Origin of the sequence: Pectobacterium actinidiae, from assembly GCF_000803315.1 — a bacterium.
Taxonomy (GTDB): domain Bacteria; phylum Pseudomonadota; class Gammaproteobacteria; order Enterobacterales; family Enterobacteriaceae; genus Pectobacterium; species Pectobacterium actinidiae.
Genome location: NZ_JRMH01000001.1, coordinates 3,596,325 through 3,620,967 on the forward strand (window position 1 = coordinate 3,596,325; position 24,643 = coordinate 3,620,967).

Below are 24,643 nucleotides of genomic sequence, written 5' to 3' on the forward strand. Positions count from 1 at the left end.
TATCTACCTATTAACGCGATGGTGATATACCCAAAAACCCAAAAAGGATTTCTCTTTTTAAGAAAAATGAATTCTTACGTGGGATTAACCGCTTTAGAAAATGCCTATTCTTACTGAGTTAAATATCACTCAGGTTCAATTCCTGACTTTTTATCACCCCGATATCATTACTAAACGCCGATCTTAACGGCGTTATCCATCCTAACAAGGATGCAATGAAGCCACAACTGCCTCTCACAAACACAAAATCGACTTAAATTCAAACAAAACAAATTATAAACACAGTAAAAACCTAAAAAACCAATATTAAAATTCATAAAAAATAATTTAAGAAGGATTAAACACCAATATCAATATAGATTTAAACGATCATTAGTTTTTATTCAATAGCCAAAAGCTATCAAATTGGAATTAATGATCGTTTAAAACAATTTCCAAATATTTCACATTGCTGTGTAGAATCCAGACGAGCCATGTTAGGGAATCGCTATTTCTATGGAGAGGATGAGTAATCAGTAAAATGAATACAACAACATTGAATATCAATGGAGAAATCCTTAGGCTGACAGCAGAATTTCAGCCTATTATCCATATCCCTAAAAATAAAATATTCCGCTATGAAGCCCTCGCCAGGTTTTATAATTCGGAAGGCGTATTAATATCGACTCAGCAGACCATAGATAAAATTGAGAAGTGTAAAGCCATCGATAAAGTGACCGATTTTATGTTCGATGTTGTTTGTCAGGTAATAAAAAACAAAAAAAGCATGACAATATCATTCAATCTCTCTCATTTGCTTTTTAATAACGTTTTCTATCTGGAAACGTTATATCAAAAATGTTTAATGCATAATGTTAGCCCACAGAATATAGAAATAGAGATCAGTGAAAAAACGACCCGACAACAGCTAATAGACGGGATACCTTTTTTAAATCAGGCAAAAAAATATGGTTTTATGCTTTCACTCGATGATTTTGGCGCAGGAAACCTACAAATAGACAGCCTGAGCTTGTTTGACTTCGATACGATAAAAATTGATCGTTCCATTATCGATGGCATCGGTAAAGAAGAGACAAAATCACAAAAGCTAAAAGTCCTATTGAATAAACTCATTCCTCTTGGTGTCAATATCATCTGTGAGGGCGTCGAGAAAGTGACCGATTTGAATCGATTAACTACATATCATCCTATTGGCATTCAAGGATACATTTTCTACCGCCCATTAACGTTTAACCAATTAAGGCTATTGGAAGGTTTTTAGCGTGTACCCTCAACGTTGGTCGCTCTAACCCTTTCGTGGGTTAACGCATCATATCTGCCCGTGATACCCACACCGACAATAACGCCTCGCCAACAACGCCTTAGACGATCGCGATTAGCGAACAGGCTCACATTTCTGGCGTTCTCCCCAGGAATTTATCCTTTGCGATAGCACATCAATGCGATACTCACGCCAGTGGCAACGGGAGAAAAATGATGTGGCAACGACGTGCGCTGGAACTTAATACGCAAGATATTTGGCACTGGCAACAGGTCATTTCGGTCGTCGATTACGCCCGTGAACACGGCTTCAATACGCTGGTGCTAGGCGCGGCAGATTTGCTGGATAAACTGGTGACGCCGGAAGCCTACAATAACGCGCGTTTTGACGATCGCATCAGCAGTCAGCAGCGCTCACGCTGTGTTTATCTGAATCAGGTCGCAGCGCACTGTCGTGAACAGGGGCTGGCGCTGTATCTGCAATGCAAAGAGCTGTCGTTTCCCACGGATTTACTGCTTCATCACCCAGAATTACTGGACGACAAACATAGCCTACGCATGGATACCGACTTTTGGTGCGACTACCTTGCCGCCAAAGTCGAACTGCTGATGCAGCAGATCCCACGGCTGAGCGGCCTGTTGCTGGCGATCTCCAATAGCGATAGCCTGCTGCGCTTTTCCGCCCCTTCCGGCGATGAGATCAACGGCACCGTTCCTATTACCACGCACTGGCCGACCAACGCCGACAGTGAGCAGATCTATCACCGCTTATTCTCCGCCGTCGCACGCGTGATGCACTATCACCAGCGCCATCTGGTATTACGCGCGTTTCCCGCCAGCCATCAGGATATCAGTAATGTCCTGAACGCCATTCGCACGCTGCCGGAAGCCGTCTCCGTCGCCATCAAAGTCACGCCAGAACGCTTCTGGCCTGAGTTTCCTAATAACCCCGCGCTGCTGGACATCAGCGGGCGTGAAGTCTGGATTGAACTGGATCTGGCTGGCGAGGAAGTCGGCTGGGGCAATCTCCCTTTCCTGCGCTACACCGAAGTTCAAGGAAGGTTGCTGTGGTGCCGGGAGAAAAATCCCGCAATTGTCAGCGCATTGTGCCGTATCAGTTGGGAAGGCGTAGATAATCACAGCGTGATCGGCACGCTGAGCGAATTTACGCTGTTTGCCTGTTCGCGACTGCTGACCAACCAGACCGCCACGGCACACGAAAGCACACTGTTTGCACAGTGGTTAATGACACGTTACCAATGGCAGCCGGACGATACCGTGCTGCATGCGATGCTCGCCTTGTTGGATCAGGCTCATCAGGCCATTTCCCTATCACTGTATGCACGTCACCACGTTTTCCACCGTCACAGCCTGCTGCCAACCAGCTTTGGTCAGGCGATCTGGAGCCTGTACGGCCAGCTCAACCGTAACCACTGGCTGCCGGGTTCCGGTCAGGATATTACGTTCGATCCGCAGCATGCGGAGCTGGCTTCGCAAAACCTCTATCACATTGCGAAGGAGAAAGATGCCGCCTGGCAGTTGGCCGAACAGTGCCAGCAGGCCGCACTGCAATTTTCCCGTGAACACACGATGCCAGAAGCGCTCAGACAGCGCTGGCAGCAGGAATGGCGCGGCCTGACGCTGTATTGCCGTGCCTTTGTTCACGCGCAGAAGGCCTTCTTTACGCTGCACTACTGCAAACAGGTGGAGAACAACTGGACGCTGCGGGAAATCGCCAAAACCAACATTCAGGCGCTATATGGCATTGGGCATGAAATGGAGGATTTCTGCCTGCAACACCGGGATTACCCGGTGAGCCTGCATGTGATGTTTGATGCCGGGCGTCCACGCGCGTTAGCCGATAGCCTGCAACAGCAGTTGACTGAACTGACGTAACGCACCGGCCAGTAACGATTGTAGTCAGTAATGGGCTAGCGAATCACCCGCTTGAGAATACGTTCACCTGAACTGCTGAAGTTTTTCGCCGACTCTTCCACGCTCTTCTTGCCATAGTCGAGCTGTTCGATGGTTTGCAGGATCAGGCTGGCAAGCTGCGGATCTTCAAGATAAGAGGAAACGGGCGTTTGCATCGGTCTTTCCAGCGCCAGTGATAATCCGGCAACCGACAGATCGTTTGTATCCAGTTTCTGCTTTTCTTCCAGCGTTTGTCTGGCGATACGGCTAAGCGGAATACCGCGCTCGGTGCCCATCAGCAGCGCGCCTTCAGGATCGTTCATCAGATAATTCAACAACAGCGCCGCTTCTTTCGGATGTTTCGTGTTTTTACTAATGGCAAACAGCATCGACGGTTTGAAGAACTGCCCGGAGTTATCCGATCCCGGCGTCATGATGTAGGGCCCTAATTCGAGCTTACTGGGTGCCGCCAGCGGATCGGCGTATTTCTTCACGACCGAAATCCACAGGTGTGCCCCACCGTATTCCCCGTTAATCCAGGGGCGTGTTTCATACATCCCAACTTTGCCAAACGCGTTGTAATATTTCGAGGATGGCATCACATGCTCGTCGATCAAACGTTTATAGAAGCGAAACGCCTCGATCCACTGCGCTTCGCTGTAGTTAAAGCGCTTGTGCTTTTCATCGATCATGCCGATCTGGTATTTCTGCGTCATGTAGTAGTTGATCAACTCCAGTACGCCTTCACCGCTGTCCTGCGCAGGCGAAGCGATAGGAAAATAGTTATCACCCAGCTTCTCTTTAAATACCTTGCCTGCATGGAACAGCTCATCCCAACTGGTGGGATACGGCAGCCCGGCCTTCTTCCACGTTTCCGTGTTGTAGTACATCACCAAGGCATTCAGCGAGGTGGAAATCGCGTTTACCTTGCCGTCGATTGTCGCGGGTTTCAGTGCATCTTCAGGGAAGTCCTGTAATTTCAGCGTTTCAGTCAGCTTATTCAGGTCATAAAAACCCGTGCCCGTCTTGGAAAAAATCGGCAGCCAGTTCCAGTTTACCTGTAACACATCAGGTTCTTCACCGCTGGCAATCTGCGTCGTCAGACGGGATAGATGACCATCCCACCCGGTATATTCTGGTTTCACGCTGATATGCGGATACTTTTTCTGAAACGCTTCCAGCGCCGTCAACGTCGCCTGATGGCGGCTGTTTCCTCCCCACCAGGAGAGTCGTAATTCCACGGGTTCAGCAGCCTGCGCGAACGAACAGAGCGCAGAGAAGGCGATGACAATCAGTCCAGGTAATCTCATTTTTCCCCCAACGACATTATTATTGTGTGTGTCTGGCGTACTGGTGTGGCGATATAGATGAGAAAGCAGGTAGGTACATAGCCGTGAATCAAACCATTTCTCGACCCTGACAAGATAGGCAGAACCCTTTTTATCGCGCCAGTCGCCACGGCAAGAAAACGCGGGATTTGCGGGGCTGACGGAAGAAATGCTGATGACCGCACCGTGGTAGCGGACGTTTCAACCACGCGATGTGCGCCCTATGTAACGCGGCAGGGAGATACCTCACACGATTAACCGACGTACCACGCCAAAAAGAGATTTGATTCACAAATAAGAAACACAAAAACAACAAAACCACGTCGCGCTCGTTGAAAAAGCGAGAAAACGGCGTAAAAGCGTGATGAAACACACACGGCATAGCGCACCGTATCATTCTCTTCGTTATGCTTTTCACATTCCCTTACATCACGCACCGTGCGCTGTGAAGCCCGCTCCAACCTCCGCAGATTTCACCATGACAAACACTGCCAAAAGCCCGCAAACATGCTGCAATCCGTTCATTAATTGCAAACCGTGGATGACACGATGAAACACTCTATTCAGTCATACTCCCCCGCTGCCGACGGCATCACGCCGGATACTGCCATCTTTCAGCAGGCTATCGACCGGATTGCGGCACAGGGCGGCGGCACCCTGACGGTGGAGCCGGGGCGTTATCTGTTAGGGGGATTGTTGTTGCCTTCCAATTTTTGCCTACAGTTGGAGGCAGGCGCAGAGCTCATCGTCAGCGGTGACTATGCACTGTTTACGCAGGCCACGACGATCAGCATGGCCGAGCTATCGCAGCGTGCATTTCTTTATGCCTACCAACAACGCAATATCACGATCTGCGGTCAGGGTAAGATCATGGGGAATGCCGATGCGTATTTTTCTGCGGAACCCGACGATCAGGGCTATCGCCTGCCTGCGCAATATCGCCCGCGCATTGTGGTCTTTGAGGATTGCGAACACGTCCGCCTGTGCGATTTTACGATTGAGCACGCACCGATGTGGACCGTGCATCTGGTCAGTTGCCGTCAGATCATCGTCGAACGGCTGACGATTGATAACGATCTGAGCATGGCAAATACCGACGCGCTGGATCTTGATAGCTGTCAGCAGGTGCAAATCAGCAACTGCTCGCTGAGCGCCGCCGACGATGCGCTGTGCATCAAAACCACCCATAAGCCGCCCCATCTACAGCGTAAGGTTCAGCAAGTCGTCATCAGCAATTGCCTGTTGCGATCCAAGAGCTGTGCCTTGAAGATCGGCACCGAAACCTTTGCCGACATTGAAGATATTGCCGTCAGCAACTGCGCCATTTACGAGACTAACCGCGCGATAGGCCTGATCTCACGCGATGGCGGCGCGTTCCGACGCCTGCAATTCAGCAACATCACATTCCAGTGCGTTGCTGCACATCCCTGCCATTGGGGCAAAGCCGATCCGATCTTTATCTCCGTACGCTATCGCGATCCCGCCATCGAACCGGGCCAGATCGAAGCGGTACAGTTTTCCCAGATCGCGGGGATCAGCGAGGGCGCGATTAACCTGCACAGTACGCCAGCAGGCTACATTCGTGATATCCATTTCCATGCCATTCACCTCGAACAGCGGCAGAGCGACTCACCGGAACAGGGGATGTTCGATGTGCGCCCCCCTTGTAACCCGGAACGCCCGACGGGTATGGGGCTGGACAATGCGTATCGGGTCGATCCGGCGACAGGCCGAGCCTTCGGTGTCGACTATTATCCAGGTGGCATGCCCGCACTATTTGCCCGTGGCGTTGTGAACCTGACCACCAGCCATATGACGCTCCGCCGTCCCGATCCGCTGCCCTCCGGCTGGCATCACGCGGCGATCGCGCAGTTGGAAGAATAAGCACTTTCGGGTAGTATGCGACGGTTTTTTGCATACTATGTTCTGAAAGCCCCTTTTTCAGAACGAAACCGGGAACATCGCTATGGTCACTACGCTATTTAAAGATTTTCAGTTTGAAGCCGCGCATCATCTGCCTCACGTACCAGACGGCCACAAATGCGGGCGGCTGCATGGTCACTCTTTCATGGTGAGACTGGAAATTACCGGTGAAGTGGATCCGCATACCGGCTGGGTGATGGATTTTTCTGAGCTGAAAGCCGCATTCAAACCTACGTGGGAACGATTGGATCATCACTATCTGAATGAGATCCCCGGTCTGGAAAACCCGACCAGCGAAGTGCTGGCGCACTGGATCTGGCATCAGTTGAAGCCGATATTACCGCTGCTCAGCGCGGTGATGGTGAAAGAAACCTGTACCGCCGGCTGTGTCTATAAAGGCGAGTAATAAAGAAGTGGTGATACTGTAGTCTGGCGTGAGCGTCCCTTTCTCACGCCATCTGATGTCAGGCGATATTCAGGTATTTATGTGTCTGCATAGACAGCCGCCAGTTGCGGGCAATGCAGGTCGCGATACACAGTTTGGTCGCATCGTCTTTCTGGCTGATCGGCTGTAACGCCACAATCCGCGGCTTGTCATCATCAAGCCGCGCCAGTAATGCATCCAACGCCTCAATGTCACGCTCACGCGCCACCGGGTGTTTGATCTCATCCGCTCGCTGCAATGCCTGATCGAGCACTTTCATACCGCCACGCATATTCACCTTCGGCGATACCGTCACCCAGGTTTTCGGTGAACAGCGCACGTCATGCGTGCCGCTGGTTTCGATCTGGCAGCTAAAGCCCTGCTTTTCCAACTGTAGCGTTAGCGGTGCTAAATCGTGGATGCAGGGTTCACCGCCGGTGATCACAATGTGGCGTGCCGTGTAGCCTTCCTGCGCCATCAGCGCCAGAATGTCGTCCGCACTCGCCGCCCCCCAGGCATCGCTTTCTTCCGTTTTCACCAGCACCTGATCCAATGAGGTTTCCCGCTCTGCCAGCTTGTCCCAGGTATGTTTGGTATCGCACCAGCTACAGCCTACCGGACACCCTTGCAGGCGCACAAACACCGCCGGCACACCGGTAAAATAGCCTTCGCCCTGTAACGTCTGGAACATTTCATTAATCGGGTACTGCATGGTTTTCACTGTCTCGTTCACTTAAAAATGCAGTATACCCTAAATCATTCGCGTTGCAGGACAGCGGAAATGCCGTGGCAAATCCAGCGAGAACACACGAGCTCGGTGACAGTTGAGTAATTTGCCCCGTGCGTCAATAATCAATCTGTTGTTACGATTTCACCTGCGTTCATTATTAACAAGGACAAGAATAAATGAAGTTATTGAAACCTCTAGCCTTATTGCTCGTCTCATGCACATTCGTGCCTGCATTTACACAGGCACAGGATATCGCGCAGATTAAAACTCAGCCGGGCTATTACCGCATCATGCTCGGCCAGTTTGAAATCACCGCCCTGTCTGACGGCACTAACACCATGCCGATGGATAAACTGTTGCAGCGCACCCCACCGGAAAAAATCACCGAACTGCTGGCAGAGAAATCGCTGACGCCGCAGGTGGAAACCTCTATCAACGCCTATTTGGTCAATACCGGAAAGCACCTGATTTTGATAGACACGGGCAACGGCAAGCAGAGCAACCCTACGGTCGGAAAAGTACTGCCGAATCTGATTGCGGCGGGCTATAAACCTGAACAGGTCGATACCGTATTGATGACTCACCTGCACGGTGACCATTTTGGCGGTTTGGTGCAGGACAATAAACTGAACTACCCAAATGCCACCGTGTATGTCAGCCAGCCAGAAACCGACTTCTGGCTCAGCCCGGATAACCTGAAGAACGCACCAGAGAACAGGAAATCCGCTTTCCAACGCGTGCAAAGTACCTTTGATGTCGTTCGCAAAGAGAACAAGCTGAAAACGTTCCCGGCTCAGCAAGCCACATTGTTACCTGGTATCACCGCGATTCCGAGTCCAGGGCATACACCGGGACATACCTCTTTTCTGATCGAGAGCGAAGGGAAAAAACTGCTGGCTTGGGGAGATATCATTCATGCGGAAGCGGTACAGATGAGCTTACCGACCACCACCATCAGCTTTGACTCCAATATGGATCAGGCGACGGAATCCCGTAATAAAGCGCTGGCTGACGCCGCCAGCCAGGGTTACTGGGTTGCAGGCGCTCATCTGCCCTTCCCCGGCATCGGCCACGTTGGTACGCGTCTGGAACGCAACGGCACGACCAACGGCTATCGCTGGCTCCCGGCGAATTACAGTGTGGCAGGGCTAAAAAACTAAGGAGCAGAATGGAATTCGTTACGTTAATTACTGGCGGTTCGCGCGGCATTGGTCGCGCAACCGCGAGCTACCTGGCAGGAAAAGGTCACAAGATTTGCATCGGCTACCGCACCCAGCAGGACAGCGCGCATAGCATTCTCGCAGAGATACGCGCTAGCGGTGGAACCGCCATCGCCGTTCAGGTCGATATCGCCGATGAAGAGCAGGTTATCGAGCTTTTTAACCAGACGGATAAAGAGCTTGGCTGCCTGACGGGTTTAGTGAATAACGCCGCGATACTCAAACCTCAAGCCACCATTGAACAGCTCGATGCCGTGCGGCTTAACGACATTTTTGCCACCAATACGGTGGGCAGTTTTCTCTGTGCTCGGGAAGCGGTCAAGCGTATGGCATTTCGGCATGGTGGCAAAGGCGGTGCTATCGTCAACGTGTCATCTGCGGCCGCCCGGCTGGGATCGCCTCACGAATATATTGACTATGCGGCGTCAAAAGGTGCGCTCGATACGCTGACTATTGGGTTATCGCTGGAAGTCGCCGATCAGGGTATTCGCGTTAACGCCGTGCGACCCGGTTTTATTTATACCGACATGCATGCTGACGGCGGAGAACCGGCAAGAGTCGATCGCATCAAGCATTCGCTGCCGATGAAACGGGGTGGTCACCCGATGGAGGTCGCGCAAGCGATAGGCTGGCTGTTATCGGACGACGCATCTTACGTCACGGGGAATTTTATCGACCTCGCGGGCGGTAAATAGACGCAACCTATGCAGGTTCCTCCCGCTTAGCCGGTCTCTTAATCACATTTATATGCAGGTTAAGAGAGGCTTTCGTGCGCCACACCACCGCCACTTGTATGCGATACCGTACACGCGCCCGACGTAGGGCGGCTCAGTCGCCGCCGCCCTACGAACCCAGGCTTCCGGCTAAATTATGCCGCTACGCGGTTCCATCGGTGCCCATGCCCGCTTTTCGAGCCGCCAGCGACATGCTCCCGGCATGGCGCTGGCTTTCGCGACGTCCTGTCGCTCACTCGGCGGTCAAGCGCACCGCTGCATAATTTTCACGCCGGATAACGTCAACACCATAAAAACTATCAGCATTTGTGTATAAAAGTTTACCCTCACAGACCAGAGCGATAACCTAATTACAGATACACCCGCAGATATTCCGCCAGACAGAGGATCGCCATCGCCTGACCGTATGGCATGGAGGTCAGCGCAATGTTGCGGTAGAAATCCAGATCGTTGCCCATCGCGGTGCCAAATGACACCTGCGTCAGTTCACCGTCCTGATTGACGTGATTAATCACACCGCGAATCGCTTTCTCCGCGACGTCAGCGTAGCTCGGGTCGACGTAGCGCTTGCGCACCGCTTTCAGGATACCGTAGGCAAAACCGGCGGTTGCCGAGCTTTCAAGATAAGAATTCGGATCGTCGATCAGCGTGTGCCACAGGCCGCTGTCATCCTGATATTTCGCCAATGCCTCAATCTGGCTTTCCAGCACCTGCAACAGGAAGCGGCGCGTCGCGTTGTGTTCCGGCAAATCCAGCAGTTCGATAAATTCAGGAATAACGATCGTCAGCCAGCTGTTACCACGCGCCCAGCGTGCTTTCGCATAGTTGTGCTGCCCTTCGAACGTCCAGCCGTGGAACCACAGGCCGCTTTCGCGATCCATCAGGTATTGCACATGCAGCAGGAACTGATACGTGGCTTCTTCGACAAATTCCGGTCGATTTAGCAGCTTGCCGATTTTCGCCAGCGGCAGCACGCTCATCATCAGCGTGTCGTCCCACAGCTGCTGATGGTTTTCGTTGTTATAAACAATGTGCTGCAAGCCTTGCTTGTCCGTGCGCGGCATTTCATACATCACCCATTCCGCCCAGCGCTCCAGATACGGTAGCCAGCGGGCGTCGCCCGTTTCTTCATAGCGATAAGCCAGCGTCAGGAACGGGCACACGGTGTTCACGTTTTTCGTCGGTGTGCCTTCCGCCAAACGTTCAGTAAACCAGTCATCAATGATGGCGCGCATCTGCTCGTCACCCGTTTGCTGGTAATACTGATAAATCCCGTACAGCCCGATGCCGTGCGTCCATTCCCATCCCGCCCAGCCTTTGGTATCAATTACGCGACCATCGTCCAGCCGTAACAAGAATTCACCGGTTTTATCCTCGATATTCACCAGATTGTCGGTGATACGGCAAATCAGCGCCTTCAGATCCTCACGGGAGATGAAGCGTTCTGGCTGACGTAAAAGCGGGCTATGTTTTACACTGAATACGGTCATAGTCATTCATCCAATTGAGTTATCAGTTAACAGTTCAATACAGTTACGGCTGTGTGGCGTGCGTGACCGGCTTGTCGCCTTTGTGGCGGTTCAAGTAGCCGATATTGTTGTTACCCCACAGCGATTCATATGGCATACCCGCCAGCATTTCGACCGTTGCCCGCGCCTGTGGCGTAATCTTCTCCGGCACAGGGCGACCCGCTTCACGCATTTTCAGCGTCTCTTCGCGTAGCACACTGTGTGTTTGCAGGTTGAGTTTAAAGCGCAGAGAAACCAGGAAGCCCAGCGCCAGCACGCCCACGGTGCCGAAGCTCAAAATCATCAGAATAGTGTGGCTGACGCCCGGCGCCTGTACGCTCTGGCCGGACACAAAGCCAGATAGCTGCAACACCACGCCTACCAGCATCACCGCACCAGCCTGAGAGGCTTTACGGGTCAGCGTCATAATCCCGGCGAAGATCCCTTCACGACGCTGCGCGGTGATCACTTCATCCACGTCGGCGATGTAAGTGTAGGTGTTCCACGGTACGTAGTTGATCCCGCCACGCCCAATGCCAGCCAACGCAGAAATCAACAGCAGCAGAGAGAAGGTGTCATGCAGGCCGCTGTACCACAGGACCGCGTAGGAAAGCGCACTCACGCCAAACAGGCATACGACCAGGCGGTAAGACGGTGCTGGCCCAAAGCGAATACACAGCGGGATCATGCCGATTACCGCGATGAATTGCAGGATCGCCATGGTGCCCATCAGGTTAGACGCCATTGTCGGGCTTTGCATCAGCACAAAGACCACGTAATAGGTAAACACCGCATTAAACACGTCCTGCGCGATATACCCGCCCAGATACATCCCGAGATGCTGACGGAAGATGCGAATACGCAGCGTGGAAACCAGCTCGACGTTCAGCCGTTTCAGGCTTTGGCCTAACGTCAGAGACTGACGCTCTTTCTCCGCCCGCAGCGACGCTTCCGACATCTGATCGCGTGGCCGTTCCCACGTAAAGAAATAGACCAGCGTCAACACCAGCGCACAAATAACGGAGAACACCAGACTCGAATAGAAGAAGGAAATGGCGTTGTCTTTACCAAAGTAGCCCAGCAGAATACCCGGCAGAAACGCAGCCAAAATCGCAGACAGCTGCGCCAGTGCGATGCGTGCGCCGGAGAACTTGGTCTTCTGTTTGAAATCGTCGGTCATTTCCGGTACCAGCGTTTCATACGGCACCAGTACCATCGTATAAACGATATCGAACAGCAGGTACGTCAGCAGATAGTACCAATAGCTCATATCCCCAACCCACATGAAGCTGTAGCTAAACACGAGGGGAATACCGAGTAGAATAAAGAACTTACGGCGGCCAAAGCGCTTACCCAACCAGGTTGAACCGAAGTTATCGGTCAGGAAGCCCATCAGCGGGCTGACGACGGCATCAAGCACGCGCGCCATCGCAAAAATAAACGTTGCCTCAATCGGCGTTAAGCCACAGAACGTGGTGTAAAAATAGAGTAACCAGGCGGCCGTCAGCGCGGTGGTACCCGCACCAAGAAAGTCCCCTGAACCGTAGGCTAAATAGTTAGCCAAACCGATCTTACGCGTTTTCATCGCCATCCTTCCCCGAACATTTTTAATTATGAAGGTGTCACGCTGTTACGTTAGCGCCCGGCGATCGTGAAAACCTTTGCGCTTTTGCCACCACGCGCCCCACGCTGGCAGCACAGGGAAGATTGATGCGATCCGCTTCAAAGATTTTATAAAAAGCGATTTTAACTGAATGAAACCAGCAGTTCGTTTATGGCGATCACAGGATAGAAGATGGGAAGTCTGCGGGAAGAAGAGCAACGTCGCCAGCGGACGTTGCCTTGTGATGTCTTGAAAAATGGCGCTTTTTTAGCAGGGAATAGCGCTATTGCGCATGCTGTAAGCGCCACAGGAAGGTTTGTCGCGCATGGGCTAAGCGTGGCTGGCGCAGCGCACCTGGTACCCAAGCCAGATAGTAATCCAACTGCGTCGTACCAACAGGTGGCGGAATGATGACAAGCTCCCCCGCATCCAGCAGATCCTGACATAAATACACTGGCATGACCGTCCAGCCAAACCCACTGGTCAACACGCGACGCAGCGCGCGCAGATCCTGACTCACCACAGCAGGCACCAGTCCCTTATCCTCCATGCGGTTCTTCTTCAACCAGTGATCGATTAGAGGAAACTCAAGGTCATACGCCAGCATCGGTTCCTGCGCCAACGCCTGCGGCAGATCGCCCGTCAGCAATAGCCGTTCGACGATCGCCGGTGCCGCCACCGCCTGTAATGTCGCACTCTTCAACAGATCGCTTTTCAGCCGCTTGTCCGTCACCGGGTGTGCCGTTATACCTAAATCACAGTGCCCTTCGAGCAGCATCTGTTTAATCAAATTACCGTCGCCGGTGTGCATATGCACCCGCACACCCGCCTGAAGCAGCGGCAATAGCTGTTCCGACACCACTTCGGCCATGAAATCCGCATGACCAATGATATGCAGCGTCCCCGCGACGTCCATTGACCTCGCGCGGGCAGAGGCCAGTGCCGCCTCCGCTTCATCGAGCTTGTCTCCCAGATCGGCCGCAAGATCATCCGCTGCCGACGTTGGCGTTACACCGTTTGCCTGACGCTCAAAGAGACGCCGCCCCACCGCCACCTCCAGTCCGGCAATGTGCTGCGACACCGCCGGCTGGGTCAGATTGAGCGCGCGCGAGGCGCCGCTAATCGAGCGCTGCCGATAGACTTCCACAAATGTGCGTAGGCGGATAAGTGACATACGATACCTATAGATATTTATACCCTAAATAATTCGAGTTTCAGGAAGGCGGCAAGAGAGCGAATCCCGATGAGCTTACTCAAGTAAGTGATTCGGGTGAGTGAACGCAGCCAACGCACATGCAACTTGAAGTATGACGGGTATGAGACATAAAATTATTTATACCCCCCGAATAATAATCTTGTTGGCGGGTGGATCAACCCCTGCCGTATCCTTTATCCCATCTTGAGTGACCCGGAAACCCCGGCTAACTTTCTGTTTTCTCTGGTACTCGACGGCTAAAAGGGGACAAACATGTCGACACAACAATCCAAAAAGGATTTACACGCCATTCTGAATACGATGAAGCGCGCTCACATTGCCTCTGGCCCCGCCGATGCCGCGCTGCGTCAAGATCGCTTACAGCGCAGCATCAATCTGATCCGTGAAAACCATGCGGCGCTCGCGCAGGCCATGAGTGACGATTTCGGCCATCGCAGCCTGTATCACTCTTTCGCCGCCGACATCGGCATCACGCTGAAAATACTCCAGAACGCCATCGACAACGTTGAACGCTGGATGCAGCCAGAGCCTGTTGATGAACCCGCTCCCGGTATGCAGGCGTGGATTCAGCACCAACCTCTGGGCGTGATCGGCGTGATCAGCCCGTGGAACTTCCCCGTGAATCTGTCCTTCGGTCCGCTGGCTGACATTTTTGCCGCCGGTAATACCGCGATTCTGAAACCGTCAGAACTCACGCCACGCACGTCTGAACTGCTGGCGGAATTGATTGCCCACTATTTTGCCCCGCAGGAATTGGCCGTGGTGCTGGGTGATGCAGAAATCGGTCAGGCATTCAGCGAACTGCCATTCGATCATCTGGTCTTCACTGGCAGCACCGCCGTTGGGAAACAGGTGATGCGTGCGGCGGCAGAAAATCTGGTGCCGGTCACGCTGGAGCTGGGCGGCAAATCACCGGTCGTGATTGATAGCAGCGCAGACATCACAGAAGCCGTTGAACGCACGCTGACGGTGAAAACCTTCAACGCTGGGCAAATCTGCCTGTCGCCGGACTATGTTCTGCTGCCAGAAGGTCAGGAGCAGGCTTTCCGCGATGCCGCAAAAGCCTTTATGCAGAAAAGCTTCCCGACGTTACAGGCGAACCCGGATTACACGTCTATCATTGCTGACAGACATTACGATCGTTTGATCCGCATCCTGAAAGAGGCTGGGCAGCAAGGCGCGACCATCGTCAGTCTGGCACCGGAAGGCGAAGCGCCCTACGACGCCACAAGCCGTAAGATTGCCCCGCATCTGGTGTTCGGCGTACGTGATGAGATGACGATTATGCAGGAAGAAATTTTCGGCCCGCTGCTGCCCATCAAAACCTATCAGGCCGCAGAGGAACCCATTCACTACATCAATGCGCATCCACGCCCGCTGGCGGCCTATCTGTTCAGCAACGATGAGGCCATGCAGCAACGCTTCGCCAGCAGAACGACATCAGGCGCGCTGGTCATCAACGATGTGATGACGCACGTATCGATCGACACACTTCCGTTCGGCGGCGTTGGCGCATCCGGCATCGGCGCGTATCACGGCGTTCACGGATTCCGCCGTTTCAGCCACGCCAAACCGATTGTCATACAAAGTGAAGATGGCGCGTCTAACCTGACACTGCGTGCGCCTTACCATGAGAAACAAGACGCGATTGTCGCCGCCCTGAAAGGGTAACCGGCATCTATTCACCCGATCATCCTGCAACCATAGAGAGAAAAATGATGAAAATTTTAATGGTACTGACTTCTCACGACAAACTGGGCAACACGGGTAATAAAACCGGCTTCTGGCTGGAAGAGTTTGCTGCCCCTTATTACACCTTCAAAGATGCCGGGGCCGAGATCGTTCTCGCCTCCCCTGCTGGCGGCCAGCCGCCTCTTGACCCGAAAAGCGATCTGGCGGATTTTCAAACCGAACTGACGCACCGTTTTAAAGCCGACCCGGCTGCGCAGCAGGAACTGGCGAATACGATAAAACTGGATACCGTCATCGAACAGGATTTCGATGCCGTCTTTTATCCCGGCGGCCACGGCCCGCTGTGGGATCTGGCAGAATCCCCTGTCTCCATCGCGCTCATTGAAGCCTTTGTACGCGCCAACAAGCCGACCGGTTTTGTCTGCCACGCACCGGGCGTGCTGATTCATGTGAAAACAGAGAATGGCGATGCGCTGATTAAAGGCCGCAAAGTGACAGGCTTCACAAACGGTGAAGAAGCGGCGGTTCAGTTGACGGACGTCGTACCTTTCCTGATTGAAGATGAATTCAAGAAACTCGGCGGCCTATACGAAAAAGGCCCAGACTGGGCACCGTACCTCGTGGAAGACGGCAAGCTGATCACCGGTCAGAACCCGGCAAGCTCGGAAGTGGTCGCTAAAGCGATTCTCAAACAGTTAGCTTAATGAATGCTGGCGATTCAGGCGCTTTCAACGTTGCATAGCGACAGCGCAAGAACTGCCAGATAGGGATGCTTGCCATAAAAAAATCCAGAAACGCTTTCACGCTTCTGGATTTTTAGTTTTCATCACGTTGGGCGCGTATCAGGCCGCTTTCTCGGCTACCTGATCACGCCAGAAACGTCATTACTGGCCTTTAACTTCTTTCAGACCGTTGAACGGTGCAGCATCACCCAGCGCTTCTTCGATACGAATCAGCTGGTTGTATTTAGCAACACGGTCAGAACGGCTCATAGAGCCCGTTTTGATCTGGCCTGCTGCGGTACCTACAGCCAGGTCAGCGATGGTCGCATCTTCAGTTTCGCCTGAACGGTGAGAGATAACAGCCGTGTAGCCTGCATCTTTCGCCATTTTAATCGCAGCCAGTGTTTCGGTCAGAGAACCGATCTGGTTGAATTTGATCAGGATAGAGTTAGCGATACCTTTATCGATACCTTCTTTCAGGATCTTGGTGTTGGTTACGAACAGATCGTCACCAACCAGCTGGATTTTGTCGCCCAGAACTTTAGTCTGGTAAGCGAAGCCAGCCCAATCAGACTCGTCCAGACCGTCTTCGATAGAGACGATTGGGTACTGTTTAGTCAGATCTTCCAGGAAGTGAGTGAATTCTTCAGAGGTGAAGGCTTTGTTGCCTTCGCCAGCCAGAACGTATTTACCGTCTTTGTAGAATTCAGAAGCGGCACAGTCCATCGCCAGCGTGATGTCTTTGCCCAGCTCGTAACCTGCTGCTTTTACCGCTTCTGCGATAACAGCCAGCGCTTCGGCGTTGGAACCCAGGTTTGGCGCATAGCCACCTTCGTCACCAACAGCAGTACCCATACCTTTGGATTTCAGCACTTTAGCCAGGGTGTGGAACACTTCAGAACCCATACGGATGGCTTCTTTCAGGGTTTTCGCGCCAACAGGCTGAATCATGAACTCTTGGATATCAACGTTGTTATCCGCGTGCTCGCCACCGTTGATGATGTTCATCATTGGCAGTGGCATAGAGTATTTGCCTGGGGTGCCGTTCAGTTCAGCGATGTGAGCATACAGCGGCAGGCCTTTTGACGCTGCTGCTGCTTTAGCGGCAGCCAGAGAAACAGCCAGAATAGCGTTAGCACCGAACTTGGATTTGTTGTCAGTACCGTCCAGGTCGATCATGATCTTGTCGATGTTCGCCTGATCTTTCGCGTCTTTACCCAGAACAGCCTGAGCAATCGGGCCGTTAACAGCAGCAACGGCTTTCGTTACGCCTTTACCCAGAAAACGGGATTTGTCACCGTCACGCAGTTCCAGTGCTTCGCGAGAGCCAGTAGACGCTCCTGATGGCGCAGCAGCCAGACCTACAAAACCACCTTCCAGATGCACTTCCGCTTCAACAGTTGGGTTTCCGCGTGAGTCGATGATTTCACGGCCGATGACTTTAACAATTTTGGACATTAGATTTTCCTCAGTACAAGTTAAACTAAAACTTTAGATAGAACTAAAACCCTAGACGAGCAACGCGCGATAGGATCGCGCGTTGCTGTATAACTCTTACTTCACCTGACGCTTCTGGTACGCGCCAGCGGCTTTCACAAAGCCGGCAAACAGGGGATGTCCATCTCGCGGCGTTGACGTGAATTCCGGGTGGAATTGACAGGCAACGAACCAGGGATGATCGGGTAACTCAACAATCTCCACCAGTTTGCGGTCGGCGGAAAGACCAGCAACCCGTAATCCCGCCGCTTCAATCTGTTTCAACAGCATGTTGTTAACTTCATAACGATGACGGTGACGTTCGATAATCGTCTGCTCACCGTACATCTGACGCACCAGACTGCCTTCGGTCAGATGGCATTGCTGCCCACCAACGCGCATGGTGCCGCCCAGATCGCTTGCTTCATCACGGACTTCAACATTGCCGTTCTCATCACGCCATTCTGTGATCAACGCAACCACCGGATACTTACAGTCTGGCATAAACTCCGTTGAGTTTGCGCCTTCCATTCCGGTAACGTTACGGGCAAATTCCATTAATGCGACCTGCATCCCCAGGCAAATGCCCAGATAAGGGATATTGTTCTCACGGGCGTAACGCGCCGACATGATTTTCCCTTCAACGCCACGATAGCCAAAACCGCCTGGAATCAGAATAGCGTCTAAATCTTTCAGTACTTCGACACCGCGGGTTTCAACATCCTGCGAGTCAATCAGCTTGATGTTTACCGTCAGGCGGTTCTTCAACCCGCCGTGTTTCAGCGCTTCAATCACGGATTTATAAGCATCCGGCAGCGCAACATATTTGCCAACCATACCGATGGTGACTTCGCCGCCCGGATTAGCTTCTTCATACACAACCTGTTCCCATTCTGACAGGTTTGCTTCGGGACAGTTCAAGCTGAATCGTTTACAAATATAATCGTCCAGCCCCTGTGATTTCAATAGCGACGGGATTTTATAAATCGAATCAATGTCTTTAAGGGATATTACTGCTTTTTCCGGCACATTACAGAATAAAGCAATTTTTGCACGCTCGTTGGCAGGCACGGTGCGGTCGGAACGGCAAATCAGCACGTCAGGCTGGATACCGATAGAAAGCAGCTCTTTAACGGAGTGCTGCGTCGGCTTGGTTTTCACTTCGCCCGCCGCCGCCAGATACGGCACCAGCGTCAGGTGCATAAACAGCGTGTGTTCGCGACCCACTTGCACCGCCATCTGCCGAATCGCTTCAAGGAACGGCAAAGACTCGATATCGCCGACGGTACCGCCGATTTCTACCAGAACGACATCGTGGCCTTCGCCACCTTCAATGATGCGCTCTTTAATCGCGTTGGTGATATGTGGGATCACCTGAATGGTCGCACCCAGATAGTCACCACGACGCTCTTTGCGCAGGACATCAGAGTAGATACGGCCCGTGGTGAAGTTGTTGCGGCGCGACATTTTGGTGCGGATGAAACGCTCGTAGTGGCCCAAGTCCAGATCGGTTTCGGCGCCGTCTTCGGTGACAAACACTTCACCGTGCTGCGTCGGGCTCATCGTGCCCGGATCCACGTTGATGTACGGGTCCAGTTTCATGATGGTAACGTTGAGGCCACGGGCTTCAAGAATAGCCGCCAGAGAGGCTGCGGCAATGCCTTTACCCAGAGAGGAAACGACCCCGCCGGTCACAAAAATATAATTAGTTGTCATGCTGAACCTGAGAGTTTAGGTTTAAAGACGATGGAGGTACCAAGACGGGAAAGTAGTATACCTGAACCTGATGAACGCCACAAATGTTCGTTTTACACAATGTGGCGATTCCAACACACTCGAAGGCGAAGCAAAACCGCCCTTACCACAACCAATAATCACCTTTAATAACAATGAAATAAACCCATTAAAATAGATAAATATAGGGTTTGTGACTAAAAAAGAATTAATGCCCTATTTCCTGTTTTTTCACCTGCTGCCACGCGGCTTCCATTTCGTCCAGTGTCGTCTGTTCCAGCGTTTTTCCCGATGCCGTAACGATTTGTTCTACCTCGCGAAAACGACGAGTGAACTTGCGATTTGCCGCCTGTAACGCATTCTCAGCCTTGTGCCCCAGATGACGAGAGAGATTGACTGTGGCGAACAATAAATCACCAATCTCTTCACCTAATTTTTCTTCATCGACAACGGCTTGCCGCGCCTCAAACATCACCTCGTCGATCTCTTCATATACTTTATCGAGCACCGGCCCCAGGCTGTCCCAATCGAAGCCCACAGACGAACAACGCTGCTGAATTTTTTGCGCTTTCATCAGGGCAGGAAGCGCATCAGGAATGTCATCCAACGGCGAATGACGATCTTTCTCCGCCCGCTCCTGCGCTTTGGTCTGTTCCCAGTTTGCCAGCACGGCATCACTGTCCGTCAGCGTCAGATCGCCAAAAATATGCGGGTGGCGGCGTTCCAGCTTGTCGCTGATGGCGTTACACACATCAGAGAAATCGAACAAGCCCTTTTCCTGCGCCATTTGCGCGTAAAACACCACCTGAAACAGTAAATCCCCTAACTCACCGCGCAAATCATCAAAATCCTGACGGCTGATGGCATCCAACACTTCATACGTTTCTTCCAGCGTATAAGGCGCGATGGTGTCAAACGTCTGTTTCTTGTCCCACGGACAACCATTTTCAGGATCGCGCAGGGTTTTCATGATGGCGAGCAGGCGCTCGACGGAGGATACGTTAGTCACTGATACAATCATAATATTCCTGCAAAAATTTTTGTGGAAATAGCAAAACACGGAAGCCAACTTCGGCTAAAAAGCGCAAAGACATCACTATTTTCATTTCAACGGCGTAAAAAATTGTGCTGAGATGCACATGGCCGCCGAGTGAGCCGCACGGACGCGGCGAAAGCCTGTGCCGCGTCGGGAACGCGTCACAGGTGGCTCGACAGCGGGCATGTTCATCGAAGGAACCGCATCGCGGCACAATTCTCGCCAAAAGCCAGGGTTCTGAGGGATGCGGCATCTGAGCATCCCTCAGTCGGGCGTGGCTCTGGTGCCACAAAGAACAATACGGCTAATCACGCACGAAACCGTTCACCACACCCGCATAAGATTTTCACCTGGCTGATGGTGAAACCATCATTTACGCCCCCTGCTGGCGCCGCGCGTCGATCACATCCGGTAGCTGGTTGAGCTTCGCCAGAATGCGGCTGAGCACTTGCAGGTTGTAGATCTCGATATCCATATCAATCGTAGCCAGTTGCTGCTTGGTATCGCTACGGCTGGCGACGCCCAGTACATTAACCTTCTCATTCGCCAGAATCGTGGTGATATCCCGCAGCAGGCCGCTACGATCGTTGGCAATCACCCGCACCACCAGCGAATAGCCGCTGGAGTAGCTTTCGCCCCATACCGCATCCACAATGCGCTCCGGCGAGCTGGCGCGCAGTTCGTCCAACTGTTCACAATCCGCACGGTGAATCGAAATTCCGCGTCCGCGTGTGATGAACCCGGTGATCTCATCCCCCGGAATCGGCTGGCAGCAGCGGGCAATGTGGTGCATCAGATTGCCCACACCTTCCACCACCACGCGGCCGTTGTCCTTCGTGTTACGTGCCGCTGGCTGATGCGATTTTTGCGTCAACTGGCGCAGCGCTTCGCGATCCAACTCTTCCGCACTCGGCTGTTTTAGCTGCGATTGCAGGAAATTCACCATCTGGTTGAGACGAACATCACCGCCGCCGATAGCAGCCAGTAACTCATCCAGCGAATTCACGTTGTAACGTGGCAGCAGCAGTTTTTCCGCGGCTTTCAGGCTGACACCCAAATGCGCCAGTTCATCATCCAGGATCTGTCGACCCGCCAAAATGTTCTTGTCGCGATCTTGCTTACGGAACCAGTTCTGAATCTTCGAACGTCCGCGACTGGTGGTGATATACCCCAGATTCGGGTTCAGCCAGTCGCGGCTCGGGTTTGGCTGCTTCTGGGTGATAATTTCAATTTGATCGCCCATTTGCAGTTGGTAGGTAAACGGCACAATACGTCCGCCAATTTTCGCCCCAATGCAGCGGTGCCCGATATCACTGTGGATGTTATAAGCAAAATCCAGCGGCGTGGAACCCGCAGGGAGATCCACCACGTCGCCTTTCGGCGTAAAGACATAAACCCGATCGTCAAACACCTGGCTGCGAACTTCGTCCAGTACGTCATTCGAATCCGCCACGTCGTCCTGCCAGGCAAGCAGTTTGCGCAGCCAGGCAATGCGGCCTTCGTAGCCGGAACGCCCGCTCACAGAGGTGCCTTCTTTGTATTTCCAGTGTGCGGCAACGCCCAGTTCAGCATCTTCATGCATCTGTCGCGTACGAATCTGGATTTCGAGCGTCTTTCCACCCGGCCCTAACACCACCGTGTGAATGGACTGATAGCCGTTTGGTTTGGGGTTAGCGACGTAGTCGTCAAACTCGTCCGGCAGATGGCGATAATGGGTATGCACGATACCCAACGCCCCGTAGCAGTCCTGCAAGCGCTCAACGACAATGCGTACCGCACGGACATCGAACAGCTCATCGAACGACAGCGCTTTCTTTTGCATCTTGCGCCAGATGCTGTAGATATGCTTAGGACGACCGTAGATCTCCGCCTGCACGCCCTCTTCTTTCATCGCGTTGCGTAGCGTTTTGACAAAATCGTCAATGTACTGCGCACGATCGATACGACGTTCGTGCAGCAGCTTGGCGATTTTTTTATATTCATCAGGATGCAGATAGCGGAAGCAGAAATCTTCCAGCTCCCACTTCAACTGGCCGATGCCTAATCGGTTAGCCAGCGGTGCATAGATGTTGGTACACTCTTTGGCCGCCAATACCCGTTCTTCTTCTGGGGCATCCTTCACTTCACGCAGGTGCGCGATCCGCTCGGCGAGCTTGATCACCACGCAGCGGAAATCTTCCACCATCGCCAGTAACATGCGGCGGATGTTATCGACCTGCTCAGACGCGCCGGAATCATTCTGCGTCGCTTTGAGCTGGCGGATTGCATCCATATCGCGCACGCCATGCACCAGATCAACGATGTTTTTACCAAACGCGGCTTCCAGCGTCGCCTCATCGACCACGTTGGCGTTTGCCAGCGGAAAGAGCAGCGCCGCACGCATGCTGTCATTGTCCATGCTTAGCGTGGACAGGATTTCCACCATTTCAATGCCGCGCCACAGCAGTAGCGACGCATCGGCGTGATCTTGCGTTTGCTGCTCACAGTAACGCCAGGTTTCGGCTAAACGTTCACACGATTGCTGGCTGGAAATACCCAGTGAAGCAATCCACGCGTCAGGGACAAACTCACCTTCCGTATTCAAATGCGCACTTCTTACCGCAACCATAATTTCTCCCTACGTTACCCTTCACCTTGCAAACAACGCCGCTTTGCTGCCCATTACACCTTTCGCGCGCCGGTGTCGTGCAAAAACAGTGCCATCGATTCAAGGTGACCGGTATGTGGAAACATATCCAGCATCGCAACATTCGCCAGCCTGAAACCTGCTGCCAGTAATACTTTGCTGTCGCGCGCTAGCGTCGTGGCATTACAAGAGACATACACCACCCGTTCAGGTGCCAGTCTGGTTATCTGCTCCATCACGCCTGCCGCGCCCGCACGTGCCGGATCAAGTAATATCTTATCAAAACCCTGAGCGGCCCACGGCTGCTGCGTGACGTCATCTTCAAGATTTTGGTGAAAAAATGTGACATTGGACAGCCCATTGCGTCGGGCATTTTCGCGTCCTTTCTCAACTAACGCGGTCACCCCTTCCACACCGACGACGCTGGCGGCACGCTGTGCCAGCGGTAGCGTGAAGTTACCCATGCCACAAAACAGATCTAATATTCTATCCTGCGGTTGCACATCCAGCCATGCCAGCGCCTGCGCGACCATCTGCTGGTTCACCGCATCATTAACCTGAATGAAATCGCGCGGGCTAAAGGCCAGCGTCAGCCCGGCAACGTGATAAACTGGCTCTTCACCCTGTAAACACGTCAGCGAGTCGGCATCCGATGCCAGATAAACCGACACATCCTGCTGCTGCGCAAAATCACGCAGCGCCTGCTGGTCCGATGAATGAAGTGGATCAAGGTGCCTTAGCACCAACAGCGGACCGTTCTCCGCCTGCACCAGCTCCACATGCCCAAGGCGCTTCACCGCCTTTAATCGGTTCAGGCAGTCGCGCAGCGGTTGCAACAGCGCTTCAAGCTCGGGGCGCAACACCGGACAGGCTTTGATATCCACCAGATCGTGAGAATTTGACTGCCGATAGCCCATCAACAGACGCCGCTCTTTTGCCTGAAAGTATAACGCAAGCCGCGCACGCCTCCGATAGGCATAAGGTGTGCCAGCGATCAATGAGGCTTCAGGCAGCTCAGCACCCGTTTCCCGTGTCATCAGACGCACCAATGCAGCCGATTTACTGCTCTGTTGCAACGCGATGTCCGCGTGCTGCTGCTGGCAGCCGCCACAGCGGGTAAAATGCGGGCATGGCGGCGCAACACGCTGCGGGCTAGGCGTCAGGAGGCGTTTAAGTTTTGCATGCGAAAACTGACGCTTCTCTTCCGTCAGTTGGATCTCGGCCTGCTCTCCCGGCAATACCCCCGTGACAAACACCGTCTTGCCCTCGTGACGCGCTACCCCCTGTCCAAACGGATCAAGCGACGTGACCGTAACAGTGAGGTTCTTAGCAGGAATCGCTTTCCGGGTCGTCACACGCCGGTTTGGAGAGTAGAATTGCGCCATAATGTACTATCGATTGATCTCTTGAGTTGAACGGCTGTAATCGGTACGTGCAGTACCCGATAACTAATTACATCATTGGGTGCTCAGCATCCTCTAATTCTCCCACATTGGA

18 protein-coding genes are annotated in these 24,643 nt (G+C 52.8%); 8 read left to right on the forward strand and 10 right to left on the reverse strand.

Annotated elements, in window-relative coordinates:
• Positions 1 to 520: 520 nt before the first annotated feature.
• Together KKH3_RS15540 and KKH3_RS15545 are read left to right on the forward strand one after the other, a co-directional pair.
• Positions 521 to 1,261, forward strand: a complete 741-nt coding sequence (locus KKH3_RS15540; RefSeq protein ID WP_039361231.1) for an EAL domain-containing protein — start codon at positions 521 to 523, stop codon at positions 1,259 to 1,261.
• A gap of 215 nt (positions 1,262 to 1,476) precedes the next feature.
• On the forward strand, positions 1,477 to 3,156 hold the full coding sequence (locus KKH3_RS15545) for a hypothetical protein (RefSeq protein ID WP_039361233.1): 1,680 nt from the start codon (positions 1,477 to 1,479) through the stop codon (positions 3,154 to 3,156).
• 35 nt (positions 3,157 to 3,191) lie between these two features.
• On the opposite strand, the gene KKH3_RS15550 is transcribed toward KKH3_RS15545, so the two are convergent.
• On the reverse strand, positions 3,192 to 4,484 hold the full coding sequence (locus KKH3_RS15550) for an ABC transporter substrate-binding protein (protein WP_039361234.1): 1,293 nt from the start codon (positions 4,482 to 4,484) through the stop codon (positions 3,192 to 3,194).
• Between the two features lie 567 nt (positions 4,485 to 5,051).
• Between KKH3_RS15550 and KKH3_RS15555 the strand changes: the two genes are divergently transcribed.
• Both KKH3_RS15555 and queD read left to right on the forward strand, forming a co-directional pair.
• Positions 5,052 to 6,386, forward strand: coding sequence for a glycoside hydrolase family 28 protein (locus tag KKH3_RS15555; protein WP_039361236.1), 1,335 nt, complete (start codon positions 5,052 to 5,054; stop codon positions 6,384 to 6,386).
• Positions 6,387 to 6,468: 82 nt separating this feature from the next.
• Positions 6,469 to 6,831: a 6-carboxytetrahydropterin synthase QueD gene (queD, locus tag KKH3_RS15560; protein ID WP_039361238.1), complete on the forward strand. Its 363-nt coding sequence runs from the start codon at positions 6,469 to 6,471 to the stop codon at positions 6,829 to 6,831.
• Between the two features lie 58 nt (positions 6,832 to 6,889).
• Here the strand turns inward: queD and queE are convergent, their stop codons facing one another.
• Positions 6,890 to 7,561 carry a 7-carboxy-7-deazaguanine synthase QueE gene (gene queE / locus KKH3_RS15565; protein WP_039361241.1) on the reverse strand — a complete coding sequence of 224 codons (672 nt, stop codon included), beginning with the start codon at positions 7,559 to 7,561 and terminating at the stop codon, positions 6,890 to 6,892.
• A gap of 194 nt (positions 7,562 to 7,755) precedes the next feature.
• On the opposite strand from queE, the gene KKH3_RS15570 reads away from it, so the two are divergent.
• Both KKH3_RS15570 and KKH3_RS15575 read left to right on the forward strand, forming a co-directional pair.
• Positions 7,756 to 8,739: an MBL fold metallo-hydrolase gene (locus KKH3_RS15570; protein ID WP_039361243.1), complete on the forward strand. Its 984-nt coding sequence runs from the start codon at positions 7,756 to 7,758 to the stop codon at positions 8,737 to 8,739.
• Positions 8,740 to 8,747: 8 nt separating this feature from the next.
• Complete coding sequence (locus tag KKH3_RS15575; RefSeq protein WP_039361244.1) at positions 8,748 to 9,494, forward strand: SDR family oxidoreductase; 747 nt, start codon at positions 8,748 to 8,750, stop codon at positions 9,492 to 9,494.
• A gap of 389 nt (positions 9,495 to 9,883) precedes the next feature.
• Here the strand turns inward: KKH3_RS15575 and bglB are convergent, their stop codons facing one another.
• The 3 genes from bglB to KKH3_RS15590 all read right to left on the reverse strand — a co-directional run bounded on the left by bglB (position 9,884) and on the right by KKH3_RS15590 (position 13,818).
• Positions 9,884 to 11,023, reverse strand: coding sequence for a beta-galactosidase BglB (gene bglB / locus KKH3_RS15580; RefSeq protein ID WP_039361246.1), 1,140 nt, complete (start codon positions 11,021 to 11,023; stop codon positions 9,884 to 9,886).
• Positions 11,024 to 11,066: 43 nt separating this feature from the next.
• A complete protein-coding gene (locus tag KKH3_RS15585; protein WP_039361248.1) occupies positions 11,067 to 12,626 on the reverse strand; it encodes an MFS transporter in 1,560 nt (519 codons plus the stop codon).
• Between the two features lie 301 nt (positions 12,627 to 12,927).
• Complete coding sequence (locus tag KKH3_RS15590) at positions 12,928 to 13,818, reverse strand: LysR family transcriptional regulator (RefSeq protein ID WP_039361251.1); 891 nt, start codon at positions 13,816 to 13,818, stop codon at positions 12,928 to 12,930.
• Positions 13,819 to 14,112: 294 nt separating this feature from the next.
• Here KKH3_RS15590 and KKH3_RS15595 point away from each other — a divergent pair, with 294 nt between their 5' ends.
• Together KKH3_RS15595 and KKH3_RS15600 are read left to right on the forward strand one after the other, a co-directional pair.
• Complete coding sequence (locus KKH3_RS15595) at positions 14,113 to 15,531, forward strand: coniferyl aldehyde dehydrogenase (RefSeq protein ID WP_039361252.1); 1,419 nt, start codon at positions 14,113 to 14,115, stop codon at positions 15,529 to 15,531.
• Between the two features lie 47 nt (positions 15,532 to 15,578).
• Positions 15,579 to 16,256: a type 1 glutamine amidotransferase domain-containing protein gene (locus KKH3_RS15600; protein ID WP_039362511.1), complete on the forward strand. Its 678-nt coding sequence runs from the start codon at positions 15,579 to 15,581 to the stop codon at positions 16,254 to 16,256.
• Positions 16,257 to 16,436: 180 nt separating this feature from the next.
• On the opposite strand, the gene eno is transcribed toward KKH3_RS15600, so the two are convergent.
• The 5 genes from eno to rlmD all read right to left on the reverse strand — a co-directional run bounded on the left by eno (position 16,437) and on the right by rlmD (position 24,531).
• Positions 16,437 to 17,732, reverse strand: a complete 1,296-nt coding sequence (gene eno, locus KKH3_RS15605) for a phosphopyruvate hydratase (protein ID WP_039361253.1) — start codon at positions 17,730 to 17,732, stop codon at positions 16,437 to 16,439.
• A 96-nt stretch (positions 17,733 to 17,828) separates the two neighbouring features.
• Positions 17,829 to 19,466 (reverse strand): glutamine hydrolyzing CTP synthase, encoded by a 1,638-nt coding sequence (pyrG, locus tag KKH3_RS15610; protein ID WP_039361255.1) that lies wholly within the window; start codon positions 19,464 to 19,466, stop codon positions 17,829 to 17,831.
• 226 nt (positions 19,467 to 19,692) lie between these two features.
• Positions 19,693 to 20,505, reverse strand: coding sequence for a nucleoside triphosphate pyrophosphohydrolase (gene mazG, locus KKH3_RS15615; RefSeq protein ID WP_039361257.1), 813 nt, complete (start codon positions 20,503 to 20,505; stop codon positions 19,693 to 19,695).
• Between the two features lie 388 nt (positions 20,506 to 20,893).
• Complete coding sequence (relA, locus tag KKH3_RS15620) at positions 20,894 to 23,128, reverse strand: GTP diphosphokinase (protein WP_039361258.1); 2,235 nt, start codon at positions 23,126 to 23,128, stop codon at positions 20,894 to 20,896.
• Positions 23,129 to 23,181: 53 nt separating this feature from the next.
• The gene (gene rlmD / locus KKH3_RS15625) at positions 23,182 to 24,531 is read right to left on the reverse strand and encodes a 23S rRNA (uracil(1939)-C(5))-methyltransferase RlmD (RefSeq protein ID WP_039361260.1); all 1,350 of its coding nucleotides are present in this window, start codon (positions 24,529 to 24,531) and stop codon (positions 23,182 to 23,184) included.
• Positions 24,532 to 24,643 lie beyond the last annotated feature (112 nt).

Coding starts and splice junctions, on each gene's coding strand:
- queD (WP_039361238.1), top strand. CDS start 6,469: ATGGTCACTACGCTATTTAAAGATTTTCAGTTTGAAGCCGCGCATCAT.
- KKH3_RS15595 (WP_039361252.1), top strand. CDS start 14,113: ATGTCGACACAACAATCCAAAAAGGATTTACACGCCATTCTGAATACG.
- bglB (WP_039361246.1), bottom strand. CDS start 11,023: ATGACCGTATTCAGTGTAAAACATAGCCCGCTTTTACGTCAGCCAGAA.
- KKH3_RS15590 (WP_039361251.1), bottom strand. CDS start 13,818: ATGTCACTTATCCGCCTACGCACATTTGTGGAAGTCTATCGGCAGCGC.
- KKH3_RS15555 (WP_039361236.1), top strand. CDS start 5,052: ATGAAACACTCTATTCAGTCATACTCCCCCGCTGCCGACGGCATCACG.
- mazG (WP_039361257.1), bottom strand. CDS start 20,505: ATGATTGTATCAGTGACTAACGTATCCTCCGTCGAGCGCCTGCTCGCC.
- KKH3_RS15550 (WP_039361234.1), bottom strand. CDS start 4,484: ATGAGATTACCTGGACTGATTGTCATCGCCTTCTCTGCGCTCTGTTCG.
- pyrG (WP_039361255.1), bottom strand. CDS start 19,466: ATGACAACTAATTATATTTTTGTGACCGGCGGGGTCGTTTCCTCTCTG.
- KKH3_RS15575 (WP_039361244.1), top strand. CDS start 8,748: ATGGAATTCGTTACGTTAATTACTGGCGGTTCGCGCGGCATTGGTCGC.
- rlmD (WP_039361260.1), bottom strand. CDS start 24,531: ATGGCGCAATTCTACTCTCCAAACCGGCGTGTGACGACCCGGAAAGCG.
- eno (WP_039361253.1), bottom strand. CDS start 17,732: ATGTCCAAAATTGTTAAAGTCATCGGCCGTGAAATCATCGACTCACGC.
- relA (WP_039361258.1), bottom strand. CDS start 23,128: ATGGTTGCGGTAAGAAGTGCGCATTTGAATACGGAAGGTGAGTTTGTC.
- KKH3_RS15570 (WP_039361243.1), top strand. CDS start 7,756: ATGAAGTTATTGAAACCTCTAGCCTTATTGCTCGTCTCATGCACATTC.
- KKH3_RS15585 (WP_039361248.1), bottom strand. CDS start 12,626: ATGAAAACGCGTAAGATCGGTTTGGCTAACTATTTAGCCTACGGTTCA.
- KKH3_RS15600 (WP_039362511.1), top strand. CDS start 15,579: ATGAAAATTTTAATGGTACTGACTTCTCACGACAAACTGGGCAACACG.
- KKH3_RS15540 (WP_039361231.1), top strand. CDS start 521: ATGAATACAACAACATTGAATATCAATGGAGAAATCCTTAGGCTGACA.
- queE (WP_039361241.1), bottom strand. CDS start 7,561: ATGCAGTACCCGATTAATGAAATGTTCCAGACGTTACAGGGCGAAGGC.
- KKH3_RS15545 (WP_039361233.1), top strand. CDS start 1,477: ATGTGGCAACGACGTGCGCTGGAACTTAATACGCAAGATATTTGGCAC.